Origin of the sequence: Shewanella zhangzhouensis (genome assembly GCF_019457615.1) — a bacterium.
In the GTDB taxonomy this organism is placed as follows: domain Bacteria; phylum Pseudomonadota; class Gammaproteobacteria; order Enterobacterales; family Shewanellaceae; genus Shewanella; species Shewanella zhangzhouensis.
In genome coordinates this window covers 1,817,820-1,839,966 of the sequence record NZ_CP080414.1, presented here as the reverse complement: position 1 = coordinate 1,839,966, position 22,147 = coordinate 1,817,820, and the positions used below count along the sequence as shown (strand labels likewise).

The window sequence follows — 22,147 nt, the reverse complement described above, 5'->3', positions numbered from 1 at the left end:
CCCGGCTCCTCTATAAGCTGTTAGGTAACAGTATTGAGTGATTGTTGAAGGACGCAATCCCGGTCGGATGACATTGCAAGGAGCATCAAAGTGAAATCATCCCCAATCGGCATCAGCACGGCCACGCAGGCCGCCAGTGTGCCCAAGGCCATCGCCAATCCCAATTTGGCCTGTCTGCTCGCCATTGCCACAATTTTTACGCTGCAAACGCCGCTGGCTCAGGCGGCGCCTCCGCCCTTTGAGGTTTCGGTCGACAGCCAATACGATTGGCTGCTTTTGTCTTCCAATGAATTGCTCAAAGGGGAAATCAAGCACCTCTACGACGACAGACTGGAGTTTGAAAGCGATAAACTCGACACCCTGATGATCGATTGGGAAGACATCAAGGCCCTGAAAAGTGCCGGTACCCTGTCGGTGGGCCTGGTGGACTTAAGCACACTCACCGGTCAGCTTGAAATCCGCAATCAATCGGCCTGGCTGGATGGAAAGCCCTTTGACCGCAGTCAAATCCTGACTATCATTCCCGGCGTACAGCGGGAAGCAAACTATTGGTCTGCCAAAGTATCCCTCGGAGCCAATCTGCGTTCGGGTAACACCAGTCAGGTGGATTACAGCGCCAGCGCCTCCATTAAGCGGCGCACAACCGAATCGCGTCTGAACAGCGACTACATTGGCAAATATTCGAAAAGCGAAGGCGAAAACACAGTAAACAACCACAGGCTGGCCGGTAACTTCGACTGGTTTATCTCAAAGCGTTTCTACCTGCGCCCGGTATTTGTGGAGTATTACCGCGACCCGTTTCTCAATATCGACACCAAACTGACCCTGGGTGCCGGTGCGGGGTACGATCTTATCGACACATCCAAAACCGAGTGGACCATAGGCGGCGGTCCGGCCTACAGCTATACCCGCTTCGTTGAAGTGGGTGCCGGTGAGCCTGAAGATGAAAGCTCAGCGGCACTGGTATTGGATACCCGCTTCGAGCACGAGCTGACCGACGATATCGACTTCAATGCCCGCTACCAGATGCTCTATGGCAGCGAGGCCTCAGGGGGATATTCCCACCATGCACTCACCGGTTTTTCCATCGATTTAACCGATATCTTTGATTTGGATGTGTCCCTTGTCTGGGACAGAACCAACAAACCCAAGGCGGATAACGACGGCGCAGTCCCCAAGAGTAACGACTATCAGCTGATTATTGGGTTTGGCATCGATTTTTGAGAATCAGCTCACACATATGCCAAACAGCAACGAAATCCCGCTCACAACCGAGCTTGAGCACCCGCTTTTTAAGCGAAAACTCATGCACCGGGAATAAAGTGAACGAAAGTGTGTGCCGGAACAACATTTCTGCAGCAATTCCCCGGTAGGATCCGCTGCAAAGAAACCAGTCAATGGTTATTGTACCCAAGGAGTGACTATGTCTTTTAACCATCAGCAAAAAGTCTATCTGCCCACGGACGCCCGTACTAACCAGTACATTACGGCAGAAATCAAACTCACGGACGCCCTGCTGAACCAATATCCTGATGTCATGAGCTGCTATCAGGCGCTGGCAAAACAGTTCTTCGAACTGGCCGAACGCCATGACTTGCGAAACGTTCATGTTATCGCCAACGATAAACTGCCTGTTGTTCGATTTCACACCGAGGCCTACTGTCTGGAAACTGATCAGCAGGTCATTTTCTTCTACAACCCCCGCTACCACGAAGCACAAAACCTGTTTGCCCGCGCCGATTACCGCACCCGCAAAATTCGTTTCCTGTTCCTGGCCGTGGGTGACGAGCTGCGCGCCAACTCCGCCAGTTTCCATACCCAGGTACAGGAGCTGCTCAAAGAGCTCGCGCCCCAGCTGGCTCTGGAGCAGCCCATTAAAATCCGCGACCACCAGCACCTGACCTACGATTTGTTCGCCCGCGCCAAGGGCAACAAGAAAACCTACGGTTACAAGCTGCGTGGGATCCCTCAGCGCTACAAGGCCCGCAAGTGCGAGCTGCCCGCGGATGTGAGCGCGCTGAGCTACGCCACTGTGACTCTGCCGCTGGGCCGTCGTCTCAAGCAGCGCCTGGGTGGTGAACATCCCAGCAACTACGGCGATATCTACGCAAAATTGCAGGACAGCTTCCAGAAGGCCGTACTGGATCATGGCTTTAAACGCGCTGCCATGGTCGCCAACGGTCTGCTGCCCCTGGTCAGAAACAGTAAGTTTGATCGCCTGGAATCCAATAAAGGCGTGCAGATGCTGGGCTTTGATCCCAACGCCAGCGAGCCCCAGTTTTTGGCCCACTGGCAGCCGGACAACCTGGTAGAAACCGCCTACTTTGTGATTGCAGCCGGCAGTGAAGATCACACAGATGCAGGGTTTGGCCGCTTTATGAATGAAGTGGAAGATGCACTGCGCCAGTTTGCCCGGGACATAGATCTCGATGGCGAACGTCAGGACCTGGTTATCCGCTTCCACCAACACATCAGCTACAAGCGTTGATGACATGTGTCACTGCCACATAATCATCTGCTTAAGATGATTAAAAGGAGCCTCCGGGCTCCTTTTTTGTTTCCTGTCAGTGTTGTTCTCCCATTCAGAATAAGCCAACGCCTTGGTGCTAACGTGCGCCATCACGCGGGGGCTATTGCCAAGCCCCTCTGGCAATGATAATAATCAACACCGCGTTCAATAAAACAAACAACAAGGAGCCATCACATGACCGCGAGCGGGATCAGTTCACATGCCGTAGAGACGTTTATGAGCCATGAGCGAGGCCACTTCATCGAGCGAAACCCCAAGTCCCGCAGTTTGGCCGAACGTGCACAAAAATCTCTCTATGGCGGCGTGCCCATGCACTGGATGGCCGACTGGTCAACGCCCTTTCCGCTGTTTGTTGAAAGCGCCAGCGGCGCACGTTTCCGGGATGTGGATGGCCACGAATATGTGGATTTTTGCCTCGGTGACACCGGCAGCATGTTCGGCCACTCGCCAGCACCTGTGGCCTCTGCGCTGGCACGCCAGTCGACCAAGGGCCTCACCACCATGCTGCCCGGCGAGGATGCCATTGTGTGCGGCGAGATTTTAAGCGAGCGCTTTGGTCTGCCTTACTGGCAGGTGACCGCCACCGCCACCGACGCCAACCGCTATGTGGTGCGCTGGGCCCGGGCCATTACCCAAAAGCCGGTTTTGCTGGTGTTTGACGGCTGTTACCACGGCACAGTTGATGATGTCATGGTGCGCACACAGGGTGACCAAACCGTGCATCGCCCGGGTCTGGTCGGCCAGGTGTATGACTTAAGTCAGTACAGCCGCGCTATTCCGTTCAATGACCTTGATGCGCTCGAGCAGGCACTGAAGCAAGGGGATGTGTGCGCCCTCCTGTGCGAACCGGCCATGACCAACATAGGGATGGTGATGCCGGATGAAGGCTTTATGCAAAAGTGCCGTGAATTGACCCGTCAATACGGCGCCCTGTTTGTGGTTGATGAAACCCACACCATTTCCACCGACATAGGTGGCTGTACGCGTCTGTGGCAACTCGACCCTGACTTCTTCGTCATGGGCAAACCCGTCGCCGGCGGCGTGCCCTGCGGCGTATTCGGTTGCAGCGAGGCCATGAGTCAGGCCATGCAGGCAGCCAAAGCCAGAATCAATCAGCAGTCCCACGGCCATGGTCACAGCGGCATGGGCACCACACTGTCGGCCAATGCGCTCGCCATGCACTGCATGCGTGCCAATCTGGAAGAGGTGATGAATCAAAGCGCATACGACCATATGCTGCCATTGGCAAAACGCCTCGCTGCAGGCTTTCGCGATGTTATCGCGAAGCACAGGCTGCACTGGTCTGTGACCGAGCTTGGCGCCCGCTGCGAATTTCAGTTCTGCCAGACACCGCCGCGCACCGGCGCCGAGGCCGAAGCCGCATTCCACGATGAGCTGCAAATGGCATTGCATTTGTACTTTATCAACCGCGGCATTCTGATAACCCCGTTCCACAACATGACGCTGTGCTGCCCCCACACCAGCGTTGCCGATGTCGACAAGCTGGTCAGCACACTCGATGAAGCCCTGACCAGCCTCCTTGCCATCGAGGGGGCCAGGTTGTAAGCCTCTGGAGAACTGTGGCAGCCAAACTGTCACAGTTCTCCCACGTTTGTGTTTTTACGGCTCAGTCTTTAGGCTGTAGCTACCGGGGCCCATCATGCTAAACTCGCGCCATAGATGGATTTTATGGTAACGGGACTTTGGCAAAACGCGCTGTTCGCCTGCTTGGGATCTTGCTCCTGTGCTTGCTGCTGCTCATCACGGGCACAGCGACGCTGCTGTGGTATCAGGGCAAAGACTGGCTGACCTCCCTTGCCCGGCAGGAGCTGGCCAAGTCTGGCGTCACCCTCAACAGCCTCGCCTGGCGACTCGAGCCCCAGGGCATCACGCTGGAAAACCTCAATCTGGACATCGAAGACAGCCGCTTGCAGCTCGCCGGACTGCGCATTACCTTCGACATGCCCCTCACCGAGCTCACCCAGAAACTCATCAACGACTATTTTAATGGCGAACTGAGCCTTCCCCTGCCCCAAAGTATCGCGCTCGAGCACAGCTACGTGTTTCTGGGAAGCCGCTCACTGATGGCCGCCGGCACCCATCAGGCCGACGACAGGCCCGCCATGGCCCTGAATTTGAACAAGCTGCCCCATATTGCACTGGGCCCTGTGGAGATAGACACCCAACAAGGTAAGCTGCTGCGACTGGACTACCTGTCACTCAGTGAAGACAGAAAGCTGTTCAGCCGCATCGCCAACCCGGATGGCCATAAAATACTGGATTTACAAGCAACATTGGGGAAAGACGCCTGGCAAACGGAGCTGGGGCTATCGCTGCCTGCCGCCCATGGGTTACTCAAACGACTGGCCGATACGGCCCTGCCCATCACACCGGACAACCCGCTGTTTGGTTTTTTGCAGCAGGTGCGTGTGCTTGAGACCCAACTTGGGCCCTCCCTCACAGGTGAGCTCGCAATCCAAAGCAGCCTCATTCTGAAAACGGCGGCGCTCAGGAGTGAGCTTACTCTTAAAGAGGCTGGCCTGACGCTGAATGCACTGGAGCAAGTCTATTTCAGCCTGAGCGACACCCAACTGACGGCAAATGTCGATGCGGGAATGGCCCGAGCCCAGTTAAGCCCGCTGCGGATTAACACCACATTGAGCCATTCCCAGCGCCAGGCGCTGCTGGCAGCGTTTGGCCCGGAGCCTGACGCTGACTCGGCAAGGCTTCCGATAGACCCGGACCCAGCGACAAACCCGGACCCAGCGACAATCCCGGGCCCAGCGACCAATGCCGCAGACACTAAAGCCCCCCAAGCCTGGCTGGCACGGCTCGACTCGGCGCTGCTTGAGGCAAATCCACTTGGCCTGAGCCTCGCTTTGCCAAAGGGCATTTCCGTCACAAGCGGTGAGCCCCTGACCGCCGATATCATTGCCGATGGCAGCGCGGGCCCATGGCAGCTGGCAGTGGCCGCAACCCCCACAATCAATGGCGATTTACAGCAGCCGCTTAATGACCTGCAAAGCCCCGTTGAAATAAAACTTGCCCATAACGGCGAGCTGATTCTCAGCGACCTGTTCTCCAGGCTCGGCCTGACACTGGTGTCAGATACAGCTCAGGCGACAGATACAGGCCATACGGTAAGCGTCAGCCTCGACAAGCCTCAATTAGCCCTGACGGCTCAATTAGCTTCACAGCTGGCTTCAAAACAAGCATCCCAGCCGATATCACAGAAAAGCGCTGGGGAGGCCACAGACGATAACGCAGGCAATTCGGGCAGCTCAAGCACGTCAACCCTCATTGGGCTTGAGCTTGATGCATTCAGGCTGGGCTTTGACAGCGGCGCACTGACTGCCACACACGCAGAAAATCAGTACCAGTTAAATCTGGGTGAAAGCCTGTTTCATCTGAATAAAGGCCCTGCAAGCCACATCAGTGCGAGCTACCGTCCTGCCACAGCATCCCATCCGGGGTCCCTTGATGTAGCGCTGGGCGTGAAAGGCGCAGAGCCGCAAAGGACAGCGCTTGAATTGAGATTGCGCGGCGTGTCCATCAGCCAACAACCCGCAACGCAGGCGGCTTTGGCGCAAGCACCAGCGCAAGCTCAGGCTCCAGCGCAAGCTCAGGCCCTGACCAAACTCGACGTGGGTGACATCACCTTAAGCTCCTCCGTACAAAAGCCCTGGGCATTCTCACTGCCACTGGACTCAGCGCCCACAAAGCGTGCACTGCTCGAACCGCTCTTGTCAGCCATGCCGGAACTCGCCTCAACTCTGCGCCTCAGTGACATCAGGGCGCAGCGACAGGTGCCGCGCAGTGCCGGCAGCAAGCGCCTTAAAACCACCCGCGTCGATGTGGACTGGGTAGAACTTACGCAGCGGCTCACCGCTAAGCCGGGACAGGTACAAACCCGCGAGCAGTGGCAATTTGGTCAGCATCAGCCGATACGGCTACGGAGCCAACACCGACTTGGCTTAACAGCAGGTGCCGTGCAAACGCTTAACGCCAGTTGGCAGGGCGATAACAGCCTTGGTAATTGGCGTGAGGCCCTCGCCGGCAGCCTGAATTTTTCAAGTGACGTCCCCCTCTCCGGCGATACCCACCTTAGCGCCGAGATTGCCTTGGATTTGGCAAAACACACCACAGATATTCGGCTGAAAACCGACTTATCAGAGCTTGAAGGCAGCGTGGGCAGCTATCCATTTCGGGGCGGCAACCTCAGTGCCACCTGCGGCCTGTTTCAGGACAAACGCCGTGACAGTGATTTTCGCCTGGGCTGCGACAACCTGAGCTGGTCCCTTGCCCATTTTCAGCCGGGTATCATTCTCAGCGATATCCGTGGTCAGGGTACACTTGCGCTGCAAAGTGCCGAGGATGGCACCTTATCCGAGTTTGATATCGACCTGACCAGCCGCGGCAAATTGCTGGAGGGCGAGTTTTTACTCCCCCTGTTCAAACTCAACCTCAAACACCCCTCCCACGCCTATCTGGTACTCACAGGCCTTAGCCTCAAGGAACTGCTGGCGCTGCAGCCGGTAGAAGGCATCCGCGCCGATGGTATTTTTGATGGTGTACTGCCGGTGGATGTGCGAGAACGCAAAGTCAGCGTCAGCGGGGGCCGCATTGCCGCCCGCGCTCCGGGTGGATTGATAGAAGTCTCCAACAACCCGGCGGTGGATGAACTGGTGGCGTCACAGCCCCATCTGGCGCTGGTATTTGATGCCCTTAAGCATCTTGATTATTCGAGCCTTGCCGGCAGCTTCGACATGGTAGAGAGCGGCGATGCCCTCATCAGTGTCGAAGTAAAGGGTAAGAGTGAGGGCATTGAACGCCCTATACACTTGAATTACTCTCATGAAGAGAACTTACTGCAGCTTATCCGAAGCCTGACTATAAGCGAAAAGCTGCAAAGTCATATTGAACAGAGTGTTAACTGAGGGACTCGCCCGTGAAATTAGTCGCACCCGGCCTTATCGCCATGATGGCGCTACTGATAACAGCCTGCTCGCCGACGGTCAAAATTGAGCCGCCCGACAAGCCAATTGTTATTAATCTAAACGTGAAAATTGAACACGAAATCCGCATCAAGGTGGACAAGGAGCTTGATGCCCTGCTCGCCGACGACCAGCTGTTCTGACCGGAGAATGCGATGAAAAGATGGATACTGATGACAGCCGCCGCCCTGCTTTCTTTCAATGTGTTTGCCATGGATCTGCAGCAGGCCAAATCGGAAGGTTTTTTGGGTGAGCAGCAAAATGGCTACCTGGGCCTGGTAAAAGACAACCCTGACGCCCGTGCGCTGATGGACGAAGTGAACACCAAGCGCCGCGCCCACTACGAAAAAATTGCAGCCAAAAACAAGATTGCCACCTCAGATGTGGCGAAACTCGCCGCCGAAAAGGCCATCAAAGCAGCCGACAAGGGACACTTTATTCAGGACCCTTCGGGGAAGTGGATAAAGAAATAGTTTTTCGCCATTAGCACAAACAGCGTTTCACGACCTGGCGGAGTACCCAAATCCCGGGTACTCCGCCATTGATTACTATCCTTGGGGTATTGGTCACTGGATCTAAGGCTCGGAGTGATTCAGCGTTAGCGCCATAGGCGTCAGGACGCACTCATAGACTTGGCGTAATGCCGCTTGAAGCGAAGGGCCAGGTTAACCAGCAGGATAAGCACAGGTACCTCCACCAGCGGACCTATCACACCGGCAAACGCCTGATCTGAACTCAAACCGAATACCGCAATCGAAACGGCAATGGCCAACTCAAAGTTATTTCCCGTGGCGGTAAAGGCTATGGAGGCGTTTTTATCGTAGGGAAGCCCAAGCTTTTTACCAATAAAGAAGCTGGAGAAAAACATCAGCACAAAGTAGAGCACCAGAGGAAGGGCCACCCGCAGCACATCCATGGGCAGCTGCACTATCATTTCCCCCTTGAGACTGAACATCAGCACTATGGTTGCCAGGAGCGCTATCAGCGTGATGGGTGAAATAGCCGGGATAAAGCGTTCTGTGTACCACTGCTCGCCCTTCGCCCTAATCAGGTATTTACGGCTCAGGAAACCAGCAATAAAGGGAATACCCAGATAAATCAGCACGCTCTTGGCAATATCCAGCATGGTGATATCCACGGCAAACCCCTGCAGCCCAAACAGTGGGGGCAGGACTGTAATAAACAGCCACGCCATAAAGCTGTAGGTCAGAATTTGAAACGCACTGTTTAAGGCCACCAGTCCTGCACCATATTCCTTGCTGCCGCCGGCAAGGTCATTCCATACCAGCACCATGGCGATACAGCGGGCAAGGCCAATCAAAATCAGGCCGACCATATAACCCGGGTAGTCCCGTAAAAACAGCAGCGCTATGGCAAACATCAATATCGGACCAATCAACCAGTTCATCAGCAGCGACAGGGTGATGGCACGGCGATCCCTTGCCATGGTGCCCATGGTGGCATAGTTCACCTTGGCAAGTGGTGGATACATCATCAGGATGAGGCCAATCGCCAGCGGCACGTTGGTAGAGCCAACGGACATTGCCTCATTAAGCTGCGCAATACCGGGAAACAGATAGCCCAGTGCCACCCCCAAGGCCATGGCGACAAAGATCCACAGGGTCAGATTGCGGTCGAGAAAACTCATCTTTTGGCTGATTGGCAAATCAGTACAACTATTGGTCGTCATCGAAAGACTCCACAAAATTCAGATAATTCATAATATCAATGACATGGTAAACCAATCGACATCAGGGCCACCATCAAGAATGCATACCTTCATAAGGCCAATGTACGCCCCAATACCCCGAAGAAAGCACGATTAAGTCGCAGATTTTCGTTTTTGTTCGACTCGCAAAACCATGAACAAAGCGCAGGATGAACCATCCCAGACCATCATACCGCCATGAATACCCAGCTCCCTTGGGCGGAGGTGTCAGTGGGGTGAGGGGCGAACTCAAATAAAAAACCGGCGCATGGCGCCGGCTTTTTCTGCCCTTACTTTTCAAAGGGCCAAGCGGTCAGCATCTCCTGAACAGCCAGTCAGCCAGAGTGCAGACCGTTTGCTGTGTGCTTAAAAGCTTAAGCTGGTGCTGTCGGTAGCCCCATCGTTGTCAGTCACTGTGAGGTTGACCTCAGTGGCACGGCCAGCGCGGCGCAGCACCACGGAGCTTGCGAAACGGACGCCGTCGTTAAACTGCCACAGCTGCTTGCGGATGCGACCATCGGTATCGTAGCTTGCTGAAACGAACACATGGAACAGACCAAAATCCAGATGTTCGATGGCAGCCACAGGCGCCTGATTGTCGGCGTTTACGCCAACCCCTACCTGCTGTGTCACCGTGGTGCTGCCACCCAGATTATCGGTCACGGTCAGGCTCACCTGATACACACCGCGCTTGGCAAACTTGTGCTCAACCGCATCCCCCATGGCCTCAGTACCATCACCAAAGTTCCAGTGAATGGCGACTATGTCACCATCGGCATCGGTGGCATTGGCCACGAACGCCGCCTTGCGACCACGCACCTCATAGCTGAAGTTGGCAACAGGCAGTTCATTGGCGCGTTCCAGCTGCAGTGAAATCACCACGGGGTCGTGATCCGATGAACGATAGGCATCCATGCTGTAGAGGGACTCCACCTGCCCTGCACTCTTGAACTCGACGTTGTAGTCAAGAATGCGTGGCTCGTCGGTGTTGATGTGCCATTCGGTCACATCCACCACCTTGTCCAGCAAGGCGGCGCTCGCCAGTGCATGGTCGAGCTGACCAGACTCACCGGAGAACACATAAGAGTAGGCCGCTTCTTTACCCAGATGAGCAAAGAGCTCGGTCAGCCCGGCCTCATTCAATGCCGTCAGTGGGTTTTCCATGGCGTAGGAGTTAAGGTCGCCAATCACCAGCACAGGGGCGTCAGCAAACTCAGTGTTCAGGAACTCTCCCACGGCTTTGGCGGCGCGGGTACGGGTCAGGTTGCAGTTGCCCTGGCCATCACCCAGATCCGGGTCATTTTCGGCCACACAGTCACTGCCCTTGGACTTGAAGTGGTTTACCGCAACCACCACAGACTCGTCAGTTTCCAGATGACGGAAGGCCTGAGCCAGCATGGGGCGGTTTTTCTGGTCGTTGAACAGTACCTTGCCTTCTTCATCCACAGCCGAGTTGCTGCTGTCGAGAATGGCGGCAGCGCCTTCTGGCGTCACCCGGTCAGCGCGATAGATGATACCCACGCTGATGGCATCTGTGCCTATGGCTGCCACACCCGGATTGATATAGCTGTAGCGACCCGCTTCGGTGGCGGCATTCAAACCGTTGACCAGATCGGCAATGGCCGACTCGCTGCCGAAGCCATCATTTTCGATTTCCATCAGGCCCAGTACATCGGCATCGATGGCCTTCATGGCACTGATGATTTTCGCGCGCTGGCGCTCAAATTCCACGGCGGTATTGGCACCGCGCGCGGTGGGGAAACCGCCGCCCAGGCCATCACCATTGAAGTAATTCAGCACGTTGAAGCTGGCGACCTTGAGGTTACCCGCATCCAGCGCCGGTGCATCGGCACGCGGATTGCTGGCAACAAAGTTGACTGTATCCACTGGCATCAGGCGGTACACACCAAAACCATAGTGCATGACGGCAGTCAGGTTGGTCACGGTATCACCTACACGCACAGTGTTGGTGGCACTGAGGCCGGGCGCAGGGTAAATCACGGGATCAGGATTCTGGCTGGTGCGGCCATCGTCCAGCAAAATGCTGTCACGCTGGTTGGCGGCGGTGACGGCAACGGCATCGGCGCCGGGGGCAGCAACCTGAGTACCGATAAAGTGACGACTGCCACCCAACATGATTTCGCCGTAGCGGCCCAGGTTATAAACCTCATTCACCACCAGATTCTGGCTGAAATTAACCAGCATGCCTTCAAAGGCTTCAAGCTCGGTCACATCGGTTACCGGCAGGCTAAGGGCGGCAGCAGTTGGCAGCGGCTGAGCCGTGGCGCAAAGCGTCTTGTCGGTGAGGTTAGTCAGCTCGGTCAGGCCCTGATATTCCACCACCTTGGCTTTGACGCGAACCCGGTCGCCCACCTGATAGCCAGTAGGTGCGTTGCCGGTATACAGGAACACACCTTCGGAGGTTTGTGCATCGCTATCCTGCTCGGCGTCCGCCATTTGCAGGAACACGCCCTTGAGGCCTGCCTCCTGATTACTGACGACCAGGGCTTCCACTTCTACAATTTGGCCAACCAGAGGGCTGGCTGCATCTGCGCCCTGAATGCTGTGGATGGCAGTGGCGGACGTACCGCACACCAGGCCCTCTGCCGGTGGGTCAGTTGGGTCAGTGGGGTCAGTTGGACCGCTGGAAAACTGGCCCAGGTTGGAGAAATCGTCCTGCTCAAACCCAATCCAGGTGCTTAAGGTCACAGCATCGAAGGGATCTGTGTCAGCAATCAGGTTGGCGGCATCACGGCGCAGGGTGTTGTCGGCAGTGGACAACAAACCGCTGCCCCACTGGCTGCCGGGGTCCACACCAATCTGGCCCAGGCTGTCGATAACACTGCCAAGGTGTTCAAGCACTATGGCATCATCACCGTTAAAGAAGCTGGCATTACTGGCAAGTTGGGTACGGCTTAAAATGTCAGCGCTGGCATCGTTGTCGGCAACCACAAAGGTGGCGCCGGGGGCCAGGATCCCGCTGAGAGCAATGTTGCTGCCTGCGGTGGTGTTGCCGTTAAAGTAGAACTTAAGCTGATATTGGCTCAGGTCTACCGCAGCCGCGGTTGGATTGTAGAGTTCAATGGCTTTGTTGTTACTGGAACCTTCGACATATTCGGAAATGACGAGGTTGTCGGCGGCAAAGACATTGGCAGAGACACCCGCCAACGCCAGAGCGACCAGGGACGCTTTGGTTTTCATGTGTTAACCCCTAAAAATTGTGGATGTGCTTTTTATATAATTATCCGCACAACATACTTTATCGTATTGATTTACCCAGACATTCTGTGAAAATCGGAACCGATTCTACATCAGAAATGTTACAGATGGGTGTCATATGTAAAGCAATTACCACTTTTGTATGGTTAACCTCAGAAAGTATCAAACCCGGCTAAGGACGGTGCGTTCCAGTAGCCTTCCAGACCCTGCTCCCATTACACAACCTGGCTAATTTTTATAGCTATAACACATTGAATTGCTCGTCCAGCAGGGCGCTGAGCAGCACTGTGCCATCATCGCCCAAGCGGAACTCACCGTACCTGGCGATATCGAAGCGCGCAGCACTGCCTTCTTCAAAAAACCAGGCGTTGCTGGCCAGCTTTATTTGTCCGTCCCGCAGCCGGAATTGTACGCGCTGCACATCGGCAGGCTTTGGCTCCCCTCGGTCAATGGCGACAAAGTGCGCCTGGGCATGCTCATCCAGGGTCACCCACACATAAGCATTCAGGCTGCCGGCACGCTCTTCCTCGGTCAGGGCGCCCAATATGGGCGTTTCGAGTGCATATGCGAGCGCCATATAGTCGCCCTGCATTAAAGATCTTGGGTCGACGGGAGCCAACGCAAACCGCACCACTGTGCCCTCGGCAAGCTGCCGCTCCTTTGAGGCAATGTCGACATTAATTACCGCCAACAACCCGAAAGTGGCGATGAGGGTTAACCAGAATGCGTGATGTCCTTTCATGATGCCTCCCTGCGAGAAAGAATAAATCCCACCGACAGTAACAGGATACCCAGCCCCATCAGCACGATGGATTTGTACAGGAGAGTCAGCGACAACTCATAGTAGTAAGCACTGAAATAGAGGAGCGCCCCCATAGAGGCCAGTAGCACATAGAGCCGCTCCCGGCGAAGCCAACCAAAGAGCCACAGTACCATGGCAAGGGCCAGCCCGGAAAACTGGCTGAAAAGCAGCGTTAAACCCAGTGTGCCCAATATCATGCCCAACACCGGCACCTTGAGCCGCCGGAGTATGGCGGCACAAAAGATGATGAACATCAGGTAACTGGCGGCCTTGGCGATGCTGAGCGCCCAACCGTCCTGCCCCGCGAGTGCCCAGCCAGTCCCCAGATACAGCAGCTGCTCATCCAGCACCAGGGGTAATGTCAGCACCAGCAGCACCATCCCATGGGATAATCGCCGCGCGAACGGGTGCAAACCCCAAAGGCGCAGGCGTATCCAGGGCTGCCAAAGGCCATTGACCAACCCCAGCCCCAGTATCAATACCGGTAACACCCACTGCGCGCACTTCACACTGTCGAAAGCCTGGGTCAGCAGCACCAGAGCACCAAATACCGACAGCTGCCCATCAGCGCCATAACGGCAAAACCAGCCGTTCAGCGCCAGCAGGCAAGCACCGGACAACCAATACACAACACCTGGATCGTCAAAGTAATGGGCAAGCCCCCACAGGGTCGCGAGCATGGCGGCAAGGTTAATGGCAAAACCAAGCTGAATGAGAAACTCCACTCCCTTGCTCTGGCTGTAAATGCCCCTGGCGATAACGGCGTAAATCAGCCCCACCACCAAGGCCATCTTGTCTTCAAACCGGGAAAACTCTTCCACCAGGACCACAGAAAACCCCAGAAAAAAGAAGGCGGCGACCCAACCGGACAAGCCGGTAAGCAGGGTTAACCACAGAGGTCCATGATGATGCTCGGGCAAGGTGTCCCGGGTTGTCAGGCCTTGCTCAACAAGCCCCTGCCAAAGCTTCGATTTATTCACCATGTTGCATCTCCTGCAGCTTGCCATCCCGAACCAGGCCCTTGAGATAAATAGCAAGGCCGCTGCTGCAACCAATCACATAGCAGCCCACCAGCAAAAAACTGCCCGCTGGCTCGCCTCCCTCAAACAGCAGCCTCGCCAGCAGCATGCTTGACTCGGCAATGATGGCAAAGCCCCAAATGCCCAGCGCCGTCACCCGCAGGCACCATCGCCGATACACAAGATACAGCAGTGGCACCAGGGCCAGCAGCGCGAAAAAGAGTGCCCCATGTTGCCAGCCAAGTCGGCTATCCAGGGTGTGATAGGCACCAAACCAGGCTAAACCTGCCACGCCCGTCGTCAGCGCCAGGTTATTGGCAAAGGGCTGGGTAAATAGGCGCAACCTGCGTCTTTGCCCGACTTCAAGGAGCCCATGCAGGCCCAGGTTACAGACAGCAATAATGAGTATCGCCCAACCGAAGTCAGCCACTATGCCCCAGAGGCTGCCAAGATCGGCAAAATGGAGCCACAGCGCCAGATTGCTCTGAGCCCAAAAGGCGCTCCAGAGCATATCGCTGCGATATGCGAGTGCGGGCAGCAAGGTAAATGCCGCCCAAATGGCAAAGAGCTGCCAGGGATCGGCGCCGGTTTGATAGACCTGTCCCACCAGCGCCAACAAGGCGCCCACCAGCAGGTCCAGCAGCAGTAACAGGGCACCCGTAAGCCAATAAGAGACCTGTCTTCCCGGCGCTAACCGACTCACGGTATACAGGCCCAGCACAGCGAATGCTATGGCCGCTTCCACCAGGGCGAATTTGGCAAAATGGTGCAGGCTCGCCCAGTTATAGGCAAAAAAGAAAATAATCCCGGCCCCCAGGGACAAGGCACCCAGGTACAGCATCATGGTGTAAAGGGGCTTTAACCAGTGTTGTGGATACCGGGACTCACAGGTTTCCACCAGCGCGGGCAATTGAGATAGGGCGCCCTTGCGTAAATATCCACCATCGAGCCAATGTGTCAACTGAGCACGAACAGAGGGAGACGCCGGCAAGAGTGGCGGCTCCATAGGACTGGGTTTATCGGGTGGCGCTGCGTTTCCCTGCATACTTGCTCCTGGTTGATTTTCTTCATAAGGCTCATCCCTGCCTGCTACCCATCCGTGCCTAATGCAGAGCGCTTAAAGGGACCTGCCTCGATGAATTTTACCGTCAATCATGCGTCAAAGGTCTATTTTAAACTTGAGTGTGCTCGGGTTATGCTTGCCCGTAGCTGAACCATTGTCTCAGGGCCTGTGAATTCATGACTCTCTTTCGCCGCTGCGTGACCCTATTGCTGCTGACACTCAGCTGTGCCATCACCGTCAGTGCCTGGGCCACGCCTAAAACCGTCACCGTTGGCGGCTACTCGTTTCCACCCTATGTGGTTGAAAACCATGGCGACTACTCTGGATTGGTGCCAGAGCTTATCGACACCCTGAACAGACTTCAGGGGGACTATGAATTCGTTTTTGTCCCCACCAGCATTGAGCGGCGATATGAAGCGTTTGAGCGCCGCCGCTTCGACGTCATTCTGTTTGAAAGCCCTGAATGGGGCTGGCAACAGATCCCAAAGGCGGTACTGCCTCTGGGGATCCTGGACAGTGAGGTGTTTGTGGGCCGAAGCCCCGAGGCCAACAGCGAGGGCTTCTTTACCGATTTAGCCCAGCGGCGGCTGCTTCTGGTGCGCGGGTATCATTACCGCTTTGCCGGATTCAACTCCGACGAACACTTTTTAAGGACTCAATTTCTGGCAGAGCTGGTGCCCGACACGCGCGCTGCCGTCGAGGGTTTGCTGCTGGGGCGGGCCGATGTAGCTCCCATCAGCCAGGCCTATATCAGCTACTTTCAGCGCAGCTTCCCGGACAAGGCGCAAAAACTGGTGGTGTCGACCATAGTGGACCAGCAGTACAAACATACCGCCCTGATACACCCACAGAGCCCGCTGGATTTAAACAATCTGCAGGCCTTGTTTGGGCTGCTGGAGAGTTCCGGTGAACTCGCCCGGCTATTGAGCGAGTATCACCTGTCCCGCGAGGCCCTCGTCAGTCACGCTGGAGTGCCACAATAGGGTCGAGCCTGGCGGCCTTTTTGGCCGGATACAGGCCAAAGCCTATCCCCACAGCCATACACACCAAGAGTGACAGGAGGATGGCGAACACCGACCAGGCCACAGGCCAACCGGCCGCCGCCGAAATCACCAGCGCCAGCAATAATCCCACGCCAATACCAATCAGGCCTCCGGTGGCCGAAATCACCATGCTCTCTATCAAAAACTGTCTGGCGATGTCCTTTTGAGTGGCGCCAAGCGCCCGCAGCAAACCGATTTCGGAGGTGCGCTCCAGTATGGTGGCCAGCATGATATTCATGATCCCTATACCGCCCACCAGCAGCGAAATTCCCGCCACACAGGCCATTACAATATTGAAAATTTGCTGGGTCCGCTGATGCTGAGCGAGCAGATCGGCGGGCACCACTATGTCGTAGTCCTGCTCATTGCCATGACGACGGGATAACAGATGATCCACGCTTTGCGCAGCAAGTGAGGGGTCTATTCCCTCTTTCAGGGCAAATTTGATGGTATCCAGCTCGTCTTCAAGGGGCTTGAACTGCATTTTTTTCAGCGCAGTCGCCAGCGGAATGAACACCTGATTACGCTCGCCGCCTACCTTGACACCTTCGATGGCCGACTTGCCCTTTTCACCTTCATCGAGCACCCCAACCACGGTAAACCATTGATGGTTGATTTTGATGCGCTGACCAACGGCGTCCCCCCGGGGGAACAGGCTGCGTGCCGCTTCAGGCCCCAGTACCGCCAACTGCCTGAAGTGCTGTTCATCTTCTGCGCTGAGGAGTCGGCCCTCGGCAAGCTTCAGGGCGCTCAAATCAAAATAGCTGGGGGTGACGCCCTGCACCAGCGCGTCACTGCGGCCCTGCACACTGAAAAGCCCAAACACCTTGACCTGCTTACCGGCGCTGTATGCCTCGATAAAAGGCAGGGTTTCCATGGCACTCTCGATGTCACGCACACTCAGGCCGATGCTGTGTTCGCGGACAGTTTTCAGGGCTTCCCCTTCCGATTGGCGTGCATTGACCACCAGGTTTTTAATCCCCATGGACTCAATCATTTTCAGGGCTTCGCGCTCGGCGCCTTCGCCCACGCTGAGCATGGCAATCACCGCCCCTACCCCAAAAATCATCCCCAGCAGCGTCAGTGCCGTGCGTAATTTGTGGTGCAGCATCTCACCCAGGGCTTGCACCACGCCCGCCCGATATTGACGAAAAGTATCCTGCATCATGCCTGTGTTCTCCTGCGCGGTACTGTCAGGGCGACCACATCCCCTTCTTTCAGGCCTTCAAGGATCACAGTTCGGTTCAGGCTGCGACTGCCGGGCGTAACCGTTTGTTCGATAAATCCGTCCGCTGATTTGACATACACCCAGTAGCGGCCTTCACGCTGAAAAATGGCCTGATTGGGTACGGCCAGCACCTGGTCTTCACTCAGCGCCGACACCCTTGCCTGCACCTGACGGCCGGGCAACATGATTTGGGTGTCGGTGTTATCCAGGGTGACCGTAAACTCAAAGTAATTAACCGGGCTGTCCCTGTCTTTGGGCTTGGCGAGGGCATCCACCTGGGTCACCTTGCCGGTAAAGGGCTTATCGGGGTACGCATCCAGTGTCAGCACCACGGGCTTGTCTACGGCAAGTCCCACCGCCTCGGACTCGAGCACCCAGAGCTTTGCCTGCATCACAGAGGTGTCCGGCAAGGTGCCCAGCGGGATCCCCGACCACACCATGTCACCGGCCATGGGCAAGGCGCCGCTCCAGCCGGGCTGCATGACAAACAGGCCGTCGTGGGGCGCCGTAATTTCCATCTGGGACAGGTTGTTTTGGTAGGTGGCGATTTTTGCCTGAATTCCTTTTTGCTTCAATCGGATAAGGTCGAGCTCGGCGGTTGCCTGGGCATCATGACTACCCTTACCCCAATCGAAATAGCCCAAACGCGCCTGCAGATAATCCTTGTTGCGCATCTGATCTATGATGTCGATTTTGGTGTAAACCCGCTCATCGTCGGTGAAAAAGCGCTCCGACAGGCTGAGCTCTTCTTCGGTTACATCCCTGCCTATCACCAGTTCCTGGGCCGTGGTGAGATTTTTTTCGGCCTGAATGTCACCATCCAGTGCCAGCTTGTTGAAATCGTATTTTTCAAGCTCAAGCTCCAGCGTCTCGCGGCGGCCATCGAGCCTGGCCACCACATCCCCGGCCTTCACCTCAGAAAAATTGTCCAGGATCCAGGCAAGTGACTGGGGACCTCTAAGCCCACCCGGCACAGACACTGGCGTGGCGCTTTTGGCCTCAAGCTCGCCACGGGCAGGTATTTCTACCTTGAAATCGCTGCGGCTTACTTTCATGGTGAGAACCGCTGTTTCCGTGGATTCCTGACAGCCCAGCAGCAGCGCCATTGGCAGCAGTGGTAATAACAGTAGCCGTTTCATTTCAGTATCACCTCATCCCCCGCAGCCAAGCCGGAAAGCACTACCACCCGGTCGCGCCCTGAGTCGCCCAGGGCCACATATTGGCGACTGTCACCAAAGAGTCCCGATTGCCACACAAAGGGACGTCCTTCTTCGTAATGCACCGCCTCCAGAGGCAACAGCAGTGCAGGCTTTTCCTGTACCACATCGATATTGATTTTGGCGGTCATCCCCGGGCGCATCAGCTCCTTGTCCACCTCATCAAAGCGGGCCACGGCGTCAAACACCACCAGCGGGATATCGTCATTTTTACTGCGAAACACGGCGCCGGTTTCCGACAAGGTGCCGTGAAACACCCGCTCCGGGTTGGCATCCAATCGAATCTTGACCCTGAGGCCTGCGCGGACCCGGTTGGCCTCTACTTCGGGTATGGCCATGGCTACCTGCATCCGGTCCAGATCCGGCATGGAAAACACCGCGTCCCCGGCAAACACCGATTGGCCTTCCTTGATTTTGTTGCCCTGGGGGTCAGTGCCATACACCACCATGCCATCGCGGGGCGCTTTGAGGCTCATGGCGGCGATGCCCTGCTTGAGGGCCTCCACTTCGGCCGCAAACTTTTGCCTGTCGCCATCGAGCATGGCCATGCGGCCCTTGATGCTCTCCTGCTCCAGAGTGAATTTACGCTCGATAAGGGCCACTTTCTCGGTGGCGATAATGGCATCGCGCTGGTACTTTTCTTTGTCGATGGCCGCCACTGTTTCGTCTGACAGTTCAAACTTGCGCAGCGCCTTTTCTTCTTCCATCCTGGCTTCGGCAAGCTCGAGTTTAAGCTCCTCAAGCTTTTTGGCGTTTCTCAGGCGCGAGGTTTCTATGTCCTGCACAGTCGCCTCAAGCTCGGCACTTTTTACCTGCAGCCGTTGATTCAGCTCCGAGGTATCAAGCCTTGCCACCACAGAGCCCTGTTTCACTTCCTTGCCCTCGGGGGCGAGGCTCTTGACCTGATACTGCCACACCCGGCGCATGGCCGGCGGCATCATCGACAGGGTGTCGGCAGAGGTTAATACCCCTGTCACCTCAACCTGCTGCACCAGTTGCCCTTCGGCGACGGCGACAGTCGCACTGTCGCCGCAGCCCCCCAGAAGCGCAGCACCAATGCACAGTGACACCGCCTTCAATCCGGTTTGCATCCGCTTGCTCATGGCTGCACCTCCACCATCACGCTCATTCCAGGCGACAGCTCAAGCCCTGCGGCATCACTCAAGGCCACTTCGACTCGGAACCATTTGCTTTGCCCCCAGGCGCTCTTGGTCACCGCCTGACGTCCAATACTGGCCACCTTGCCCTGCACCTGCAGGCCGGGCTTGGCATCCAGCGACAGGCATACCGGCTGACCCAGGCGAATTTTATCCACATCAACTTCGTTGGCCCATGCCGAGGCCTCAAGACCATCCAGCGCGGGAATGCTGGCAATCTGGCGACCAAACTGCACCGTGTCACCGGCCTGGTATTTCTTTTCGTTCCAGTCGCGGCCAATGATCACAGGCCCCGCGATGTCGGCCTTAAGCTCAAGCGCATCCAGCGCCGAGAGTGCGGCGCCGAGCTCGACTTCGGCCTTGCGCTTTTCTATCGCCAATTGTTCAAGGCTGGACTTGCGCTTTTCAACGGCTTCTTTCAGCGCCTGATTGGCCTTTTCAAGCTCGGTATTGGCCTGCATCAGTTTGAACTGGTTATCGGCATATTCCTTGGCAGCAATATATTCGGCGGGAATAGAGGCATCGAGACGGGCCTTTTCCACCGCCAGGGTGGCACGGCGCACCTCAAACTGGGCAGAGAGCAAGGCCGATTCAAGATCTATGCCCTGGCTTTGTTCCTGGGCTTTTACCCGAAGCAGACTGGCTTCGAGCTGCTCTATCTGATTGGCAATCTGGCTCTTGTCGAAAATCACTATGGTGTCCCCCACGCTGGCAAGTTTGCCTTCGGGAAACAGCCACTGAATTTGATGGCGCCAGGAGTCGCCGGCTTTGGGCACGGCAAAGGGCTGTGACTTGGCTGAACTGATACTGCCGGTGAGCAGCAGGCTTTGATCACCGCCGCCGCACTGGGCCTGTGCCCCGGCGACAGGGCTGAAAAAGGGTAACAAGGCCAGGGCAAAAACGAATGGCTTGGGATTAACCATTGCTCACCTCCCGGTTTTTTTGCTTGTCCTGTTGCACCACACCATCGCGCATGCGGATGATCCGCCCGGCGCACTCGGCCACTTCTTCTTCGTGGGTCACCAGTACTATGGTTTGGCCGCTTTGATGCAGCTCATCGAACAGCGCCATGATTTCCACCGAGGTTTTGGAGTCCAGCGCCCCCGTAGGTTCATCGGCAAGCAGCAAGGTGGGGCGATTGACCAGCGCCCTTGCAATGGCCACCCGTTGACGTTGACCGCCGGAGAGCTGATTGGGGCGATGGTCTAGCCGCTGCCCCAAACCCACCCGCTCCAGGAGTTCGATGGCGTGTTGCCTGTCGCCCCGGGGCGTTTCGGAAAACCGCAGCGGCAAGAGCACATTGTCCAGGGCAGATAGGCGGGGAAGCAGATGAAAACTTTGAAAAACAAAGCCAATTTCACGATTTCGCACCGCCGAAAGCGCATCGTCCGACAAGCCGCCCACGGCACTGCCATTAAGCAGATAATTGCCTGACGTGGGTCTGTCGAGACAGCCGATGATGTTCATGAGTGTGGATTTGCCAGAGCCTGAGGGGCCCATGATGGCAACAAATTCGTTTTGGCGGATATGAATGTCGACGCCCCGGAGAGCCTGAACTTCGGCGTCCCCCATCCTGAAGGACTTGGTCAATGCCTGTAGCGATATCATGACGGTTTGCTCTTACGTCCTATCCTGGACGTTTAAGTGATGGTATTCGATTTAGTGCCCCTGTTTTCTAATAAATTCCCCTGCTTTGCAATAGAGATTTACGTTTCATTACAAAGAGATTGAATCGAAGAAGCCGCAGGCGAGCAAACTGGCAAGGCAAAGCCCAGCGCTACCCAGCCACAGCCAACGACTCCCCATGGATTGGGGTAACTCCTCCAGCCAAGCGAGTCCGGCCAGCCACACCGCTTGCACACCGTAAAAGAGGGCAAACACGCAGCAGAGCACCATCGCCTGAGTTGGTGAAAAAAGATTCAGCGAGGCGCCAAACAGCATGAGATTCACGCAGGTCAGCAGCAGGACAAGGGCACTGGCGAGCCCCGAGTGTAACGAGCCCTGAGGCAAGGCGTGAGACTCCCGCCTGACACAGCGCCACAGCCAGGTAACATAGCCCATGGCAAGCACTACCACCCCAAGTAATCCCATGTTCATCCCTAACCTCCATTAACACCAAGGGTATTTTCCGGTCTTAAAGATATAGACAGTCCCGGCGCATTAAGGC

The 22,147-nt window shown here is 56.1% G+C and carries 18 protein-coding genes; 7 read left to right on the top strand and 11 right to left on the bottom strand.

Features of this window, described 5'->3' with window-relative positions; all coding sequences use genetic code 11:
• Positions 1-90: 90 nt before the first annotated feature.
• From K0H63_RS07940 to K0H63_RS07915, 6 genes are all read left to right on the top strand, one after another.
• Positions 91-1,224 carry a DUF481 domain-containing protein gene (locus K0H63_RS07940; RefSeq protein ID WP_220067472.1) on the top strand — a complete coding sequence of 378 codons (1,134 nt, stop codon included), beginning with the start codon at positions 91-93 and terminating at the stop codon, positions 1,222-1,224.
• Positions 1,225-1,423: 199 nt separating this feature from the next.
• The gene (locus K0H63_RS07935; RefSeq protein ID WP_220067471.1) at positions 1,424-2,488 is read left to right on the top strand and encodes a DUF3083 family protein; all 1,065 of its coding nucleotides are present in this window, start codon (positions 1,424-1,426) and stop codon (positions 2,486-2,488) included.
• A gap of 216 nt (positions 2,489-2,704) precedes the next feature.
• Complete coding sequence (locus K0H63_RS07930; protein ID WP_220067470.1) at positions 2,705-4,096, top strand: aspartate aminotransferase family protein; 1,392 nt, start codon at positions 2,705-2,707, stop codon at positions 4,094-4,096.
• 137 nt (positions 4,097-4,233) lie between these two features.
• On the top strand, positions 4,234-7,467 hold the full coding sequence (locus K0H63_RS07925) for an intermembrane phospholipid transport YdbH family protein (protein WP_220067469.1): 3,234 nt from the start codon (positions 4,234-4,236) through the stop codon (positions 7,465-7,467).
• A gap of 41 nt (positions 7,468-7,508) precedes the next feature.
• Positions 7,509-7,667, top strand: a complete 159-nt coding sequence (locus K0H63_RS07920) for a YnbE family lipoprotein (protein ID WP_083766438.1) — start codon at positions 7,509-7,511, stop codon at positions 7,665-7,667.
• Positions 7,668-7,679: 12 nt separating this feature from the next.
• Entirely contained in the window at positions 7,680-7,997 is a 318-nt protein-coding gene (locus tag K0H63_RS07915) for a YdbL family probable chaperone protein (protein ID WP_220067468.1), read from the top strand.
• A 140-nt stretch (positions 7,998-8,137) separates the two neighbouring features.
• On the opposite strand, the gene arsB is transcribed toward K0H63_RS07915, so the two are convergent.
• From arsB to K0H63_RS07890, 5 genes are all read right to left on the bottom strand, one after another.
• The gene (gene arsB / locus K0H63_RS07910; protein WP_220067467.1) at positions 8,138-9,214 is read right to left on the bottom strand and encodes an ACR3 family arsenite efflux transporter; all 1,077 of its coding nucleotides are present in this window, start codon (positions 9,212-9,214) and stop codon (positions 8,138-8,140) included.
• 384 nt (positions 9,215-9,598) lie between these two features.
• On the bottom strand, positions 9,599-12,433 hold the full coding sequence (locus tag K0H63_RS07905; RefSeq protein WP_220067466.1) for an ExeM/NucH family extracellular endonuclease: 2,835 nt from the start codon (positions 12,431-12,433) through the stop codon (positions 9,599-9,601).
• Positions 12,434-12,692: 259 nt separating this feature from the next.
• The gene (locus K0H63_RS07900; protein WP_220067465.1) at positions 12,693-13,193 is read right to left on the bottom strand and encodes a GDYXXLXY domain-containing protein; all 501 of its coding nucleotides are present in this window, start codon (positions 13,191-13,193) and stop codon (positions 12,693-12,695) included.
• The gene (locus K0H63_RS07895) at positions 13,190-14,236 is read right to left on the bottom strand and encodes a DUF4401 domain-containing protein (RefSeq protein WP_220067464.1); all 1,047 of its coding nucleotides are present in this window, start codon (positions 14,234-14,236) and stop codon (positions 13,190-13,192) included. The genes K0H63_RS07900 and K0H63_RS07895 overlap by 4 nt, the downstream gene beginning before the upstream one ends.
• Positions 14,226-15,317, bottom strand: a complete 1,092-nt coding sequence (locus tag K0H63_RS07890) for a DUF2157 domain-containing protein (protein ID WP_220067463.1) — start codon at positions 15,315-15,317, stop codon at positions 14,226-14,228. Before K0H63_RS07890 ends, K0H63_RS07895 begins: the two co-directional genes overlap by 11 nt.
• Positions 15,318-15,511: 194 nt before the next feature.
• Between K0H63_RS07890 and K0H63_RS07885 the strand changes: the two genes are divergently transcribed.
• Positions 15,512-16,318: a substrate-binding periplasmic protein gene (locus K0H63_RS07885; RefSeq protein WP_220067462.1), complete on the top strand. Its 807-nt coding sequence runs from the start codon at positions 15,512-15,514 to the stop codon at positions 16,316-16,318.
• On the opposite strand, the gene K0H63_RS07880 is transcribed toward K0H63_RS07885, so the two are convergent.
• From K0H63_RS07880 to K0H63_RS07855, 6 genes are all read right to left on the bottom strand, one after another.
• Positions 16,293-17,546 (bottom strand): ABC transporter permease, encoded by a 1,254-nt coding sequence (locus K0H63_RS07880; protein ID WP_220067461.1) that lies wholly within the window; start codon positions 17,544-17,546, stop codon positions 16,293-16,295. The two genes, K0H63_RS07885 and K0H63_RS07880, sit on opposite strands and share 26 nt — an antisense overlap.
• A complete protein-coding gene (locus K0H63_RS07875; protein ID WP_220067460.1) occupies positions 17,543-18,745 on the bottom strand; it encodes an efflux RND transporter periplasmic adaptor subunit in 1,203 nt (400 codons plus the stop codon). Before K0H63_RS07875 ends, K0H63_RS07880 begins: the two co-directional genes overlap by 4 nt.
• On the bottom strand, positions 18,742-19,926 hold the full coding sequence (locus K0H63_RS07870) for an efflux RND transporter periplasmic adaptor subunit (RefSeq protein WP_220067459.1): 1,185 nt from the start codon (positions 19,924-19,926) through the stop codon (positions 18,742-18,744). The genes K0H63_RS07875 and K0H63_RS07870 overlap by 4 nt, the downstream gene beginning before the upstream one ends.
• Positions 19,923-20,903 (bottom strand): HlyD family secretion protein, encoded by a 981-nt coding sequence (locus tag K0H63_RS07865; protein ID WP_220067458.1) that lies wholly within the window; start codon positions 20,901-20,903, stop codon positions 19,923-19,925. The genes K0H63_RS07870 and K0H63_RS07865 overlap by 4 nt, the downstream gene beginning before the upstream one ends.
• Complete coding sequence (locus tag K0H63_RS07860) at positions 20,896-21,588, bottom strand: ABC transporter ATP-binding protein (RefSeq protein ID WP_220067457.1); 693 nt, start codon at positions 21,586-21,588, stop codon at positions 20,896-20,898. The genes K0H63_RS07865 and K0H63_RS07860 overlap by 8 nt, the downstream gene beginning before the upstream one ends.
• Before the next feature lie 108 nt (positions 21,589-21,696).
• Entirely contained in the window at positions 21,697-22,077 is a 381-nt protein-coding gene (locus K0H63_RS07855; protein WP_220067456.1) for a hypothetical protein, read from the bottom strand.
• Between the last annotated feature and the right edge of the window lie 70 nt (positions 22,078-22,147).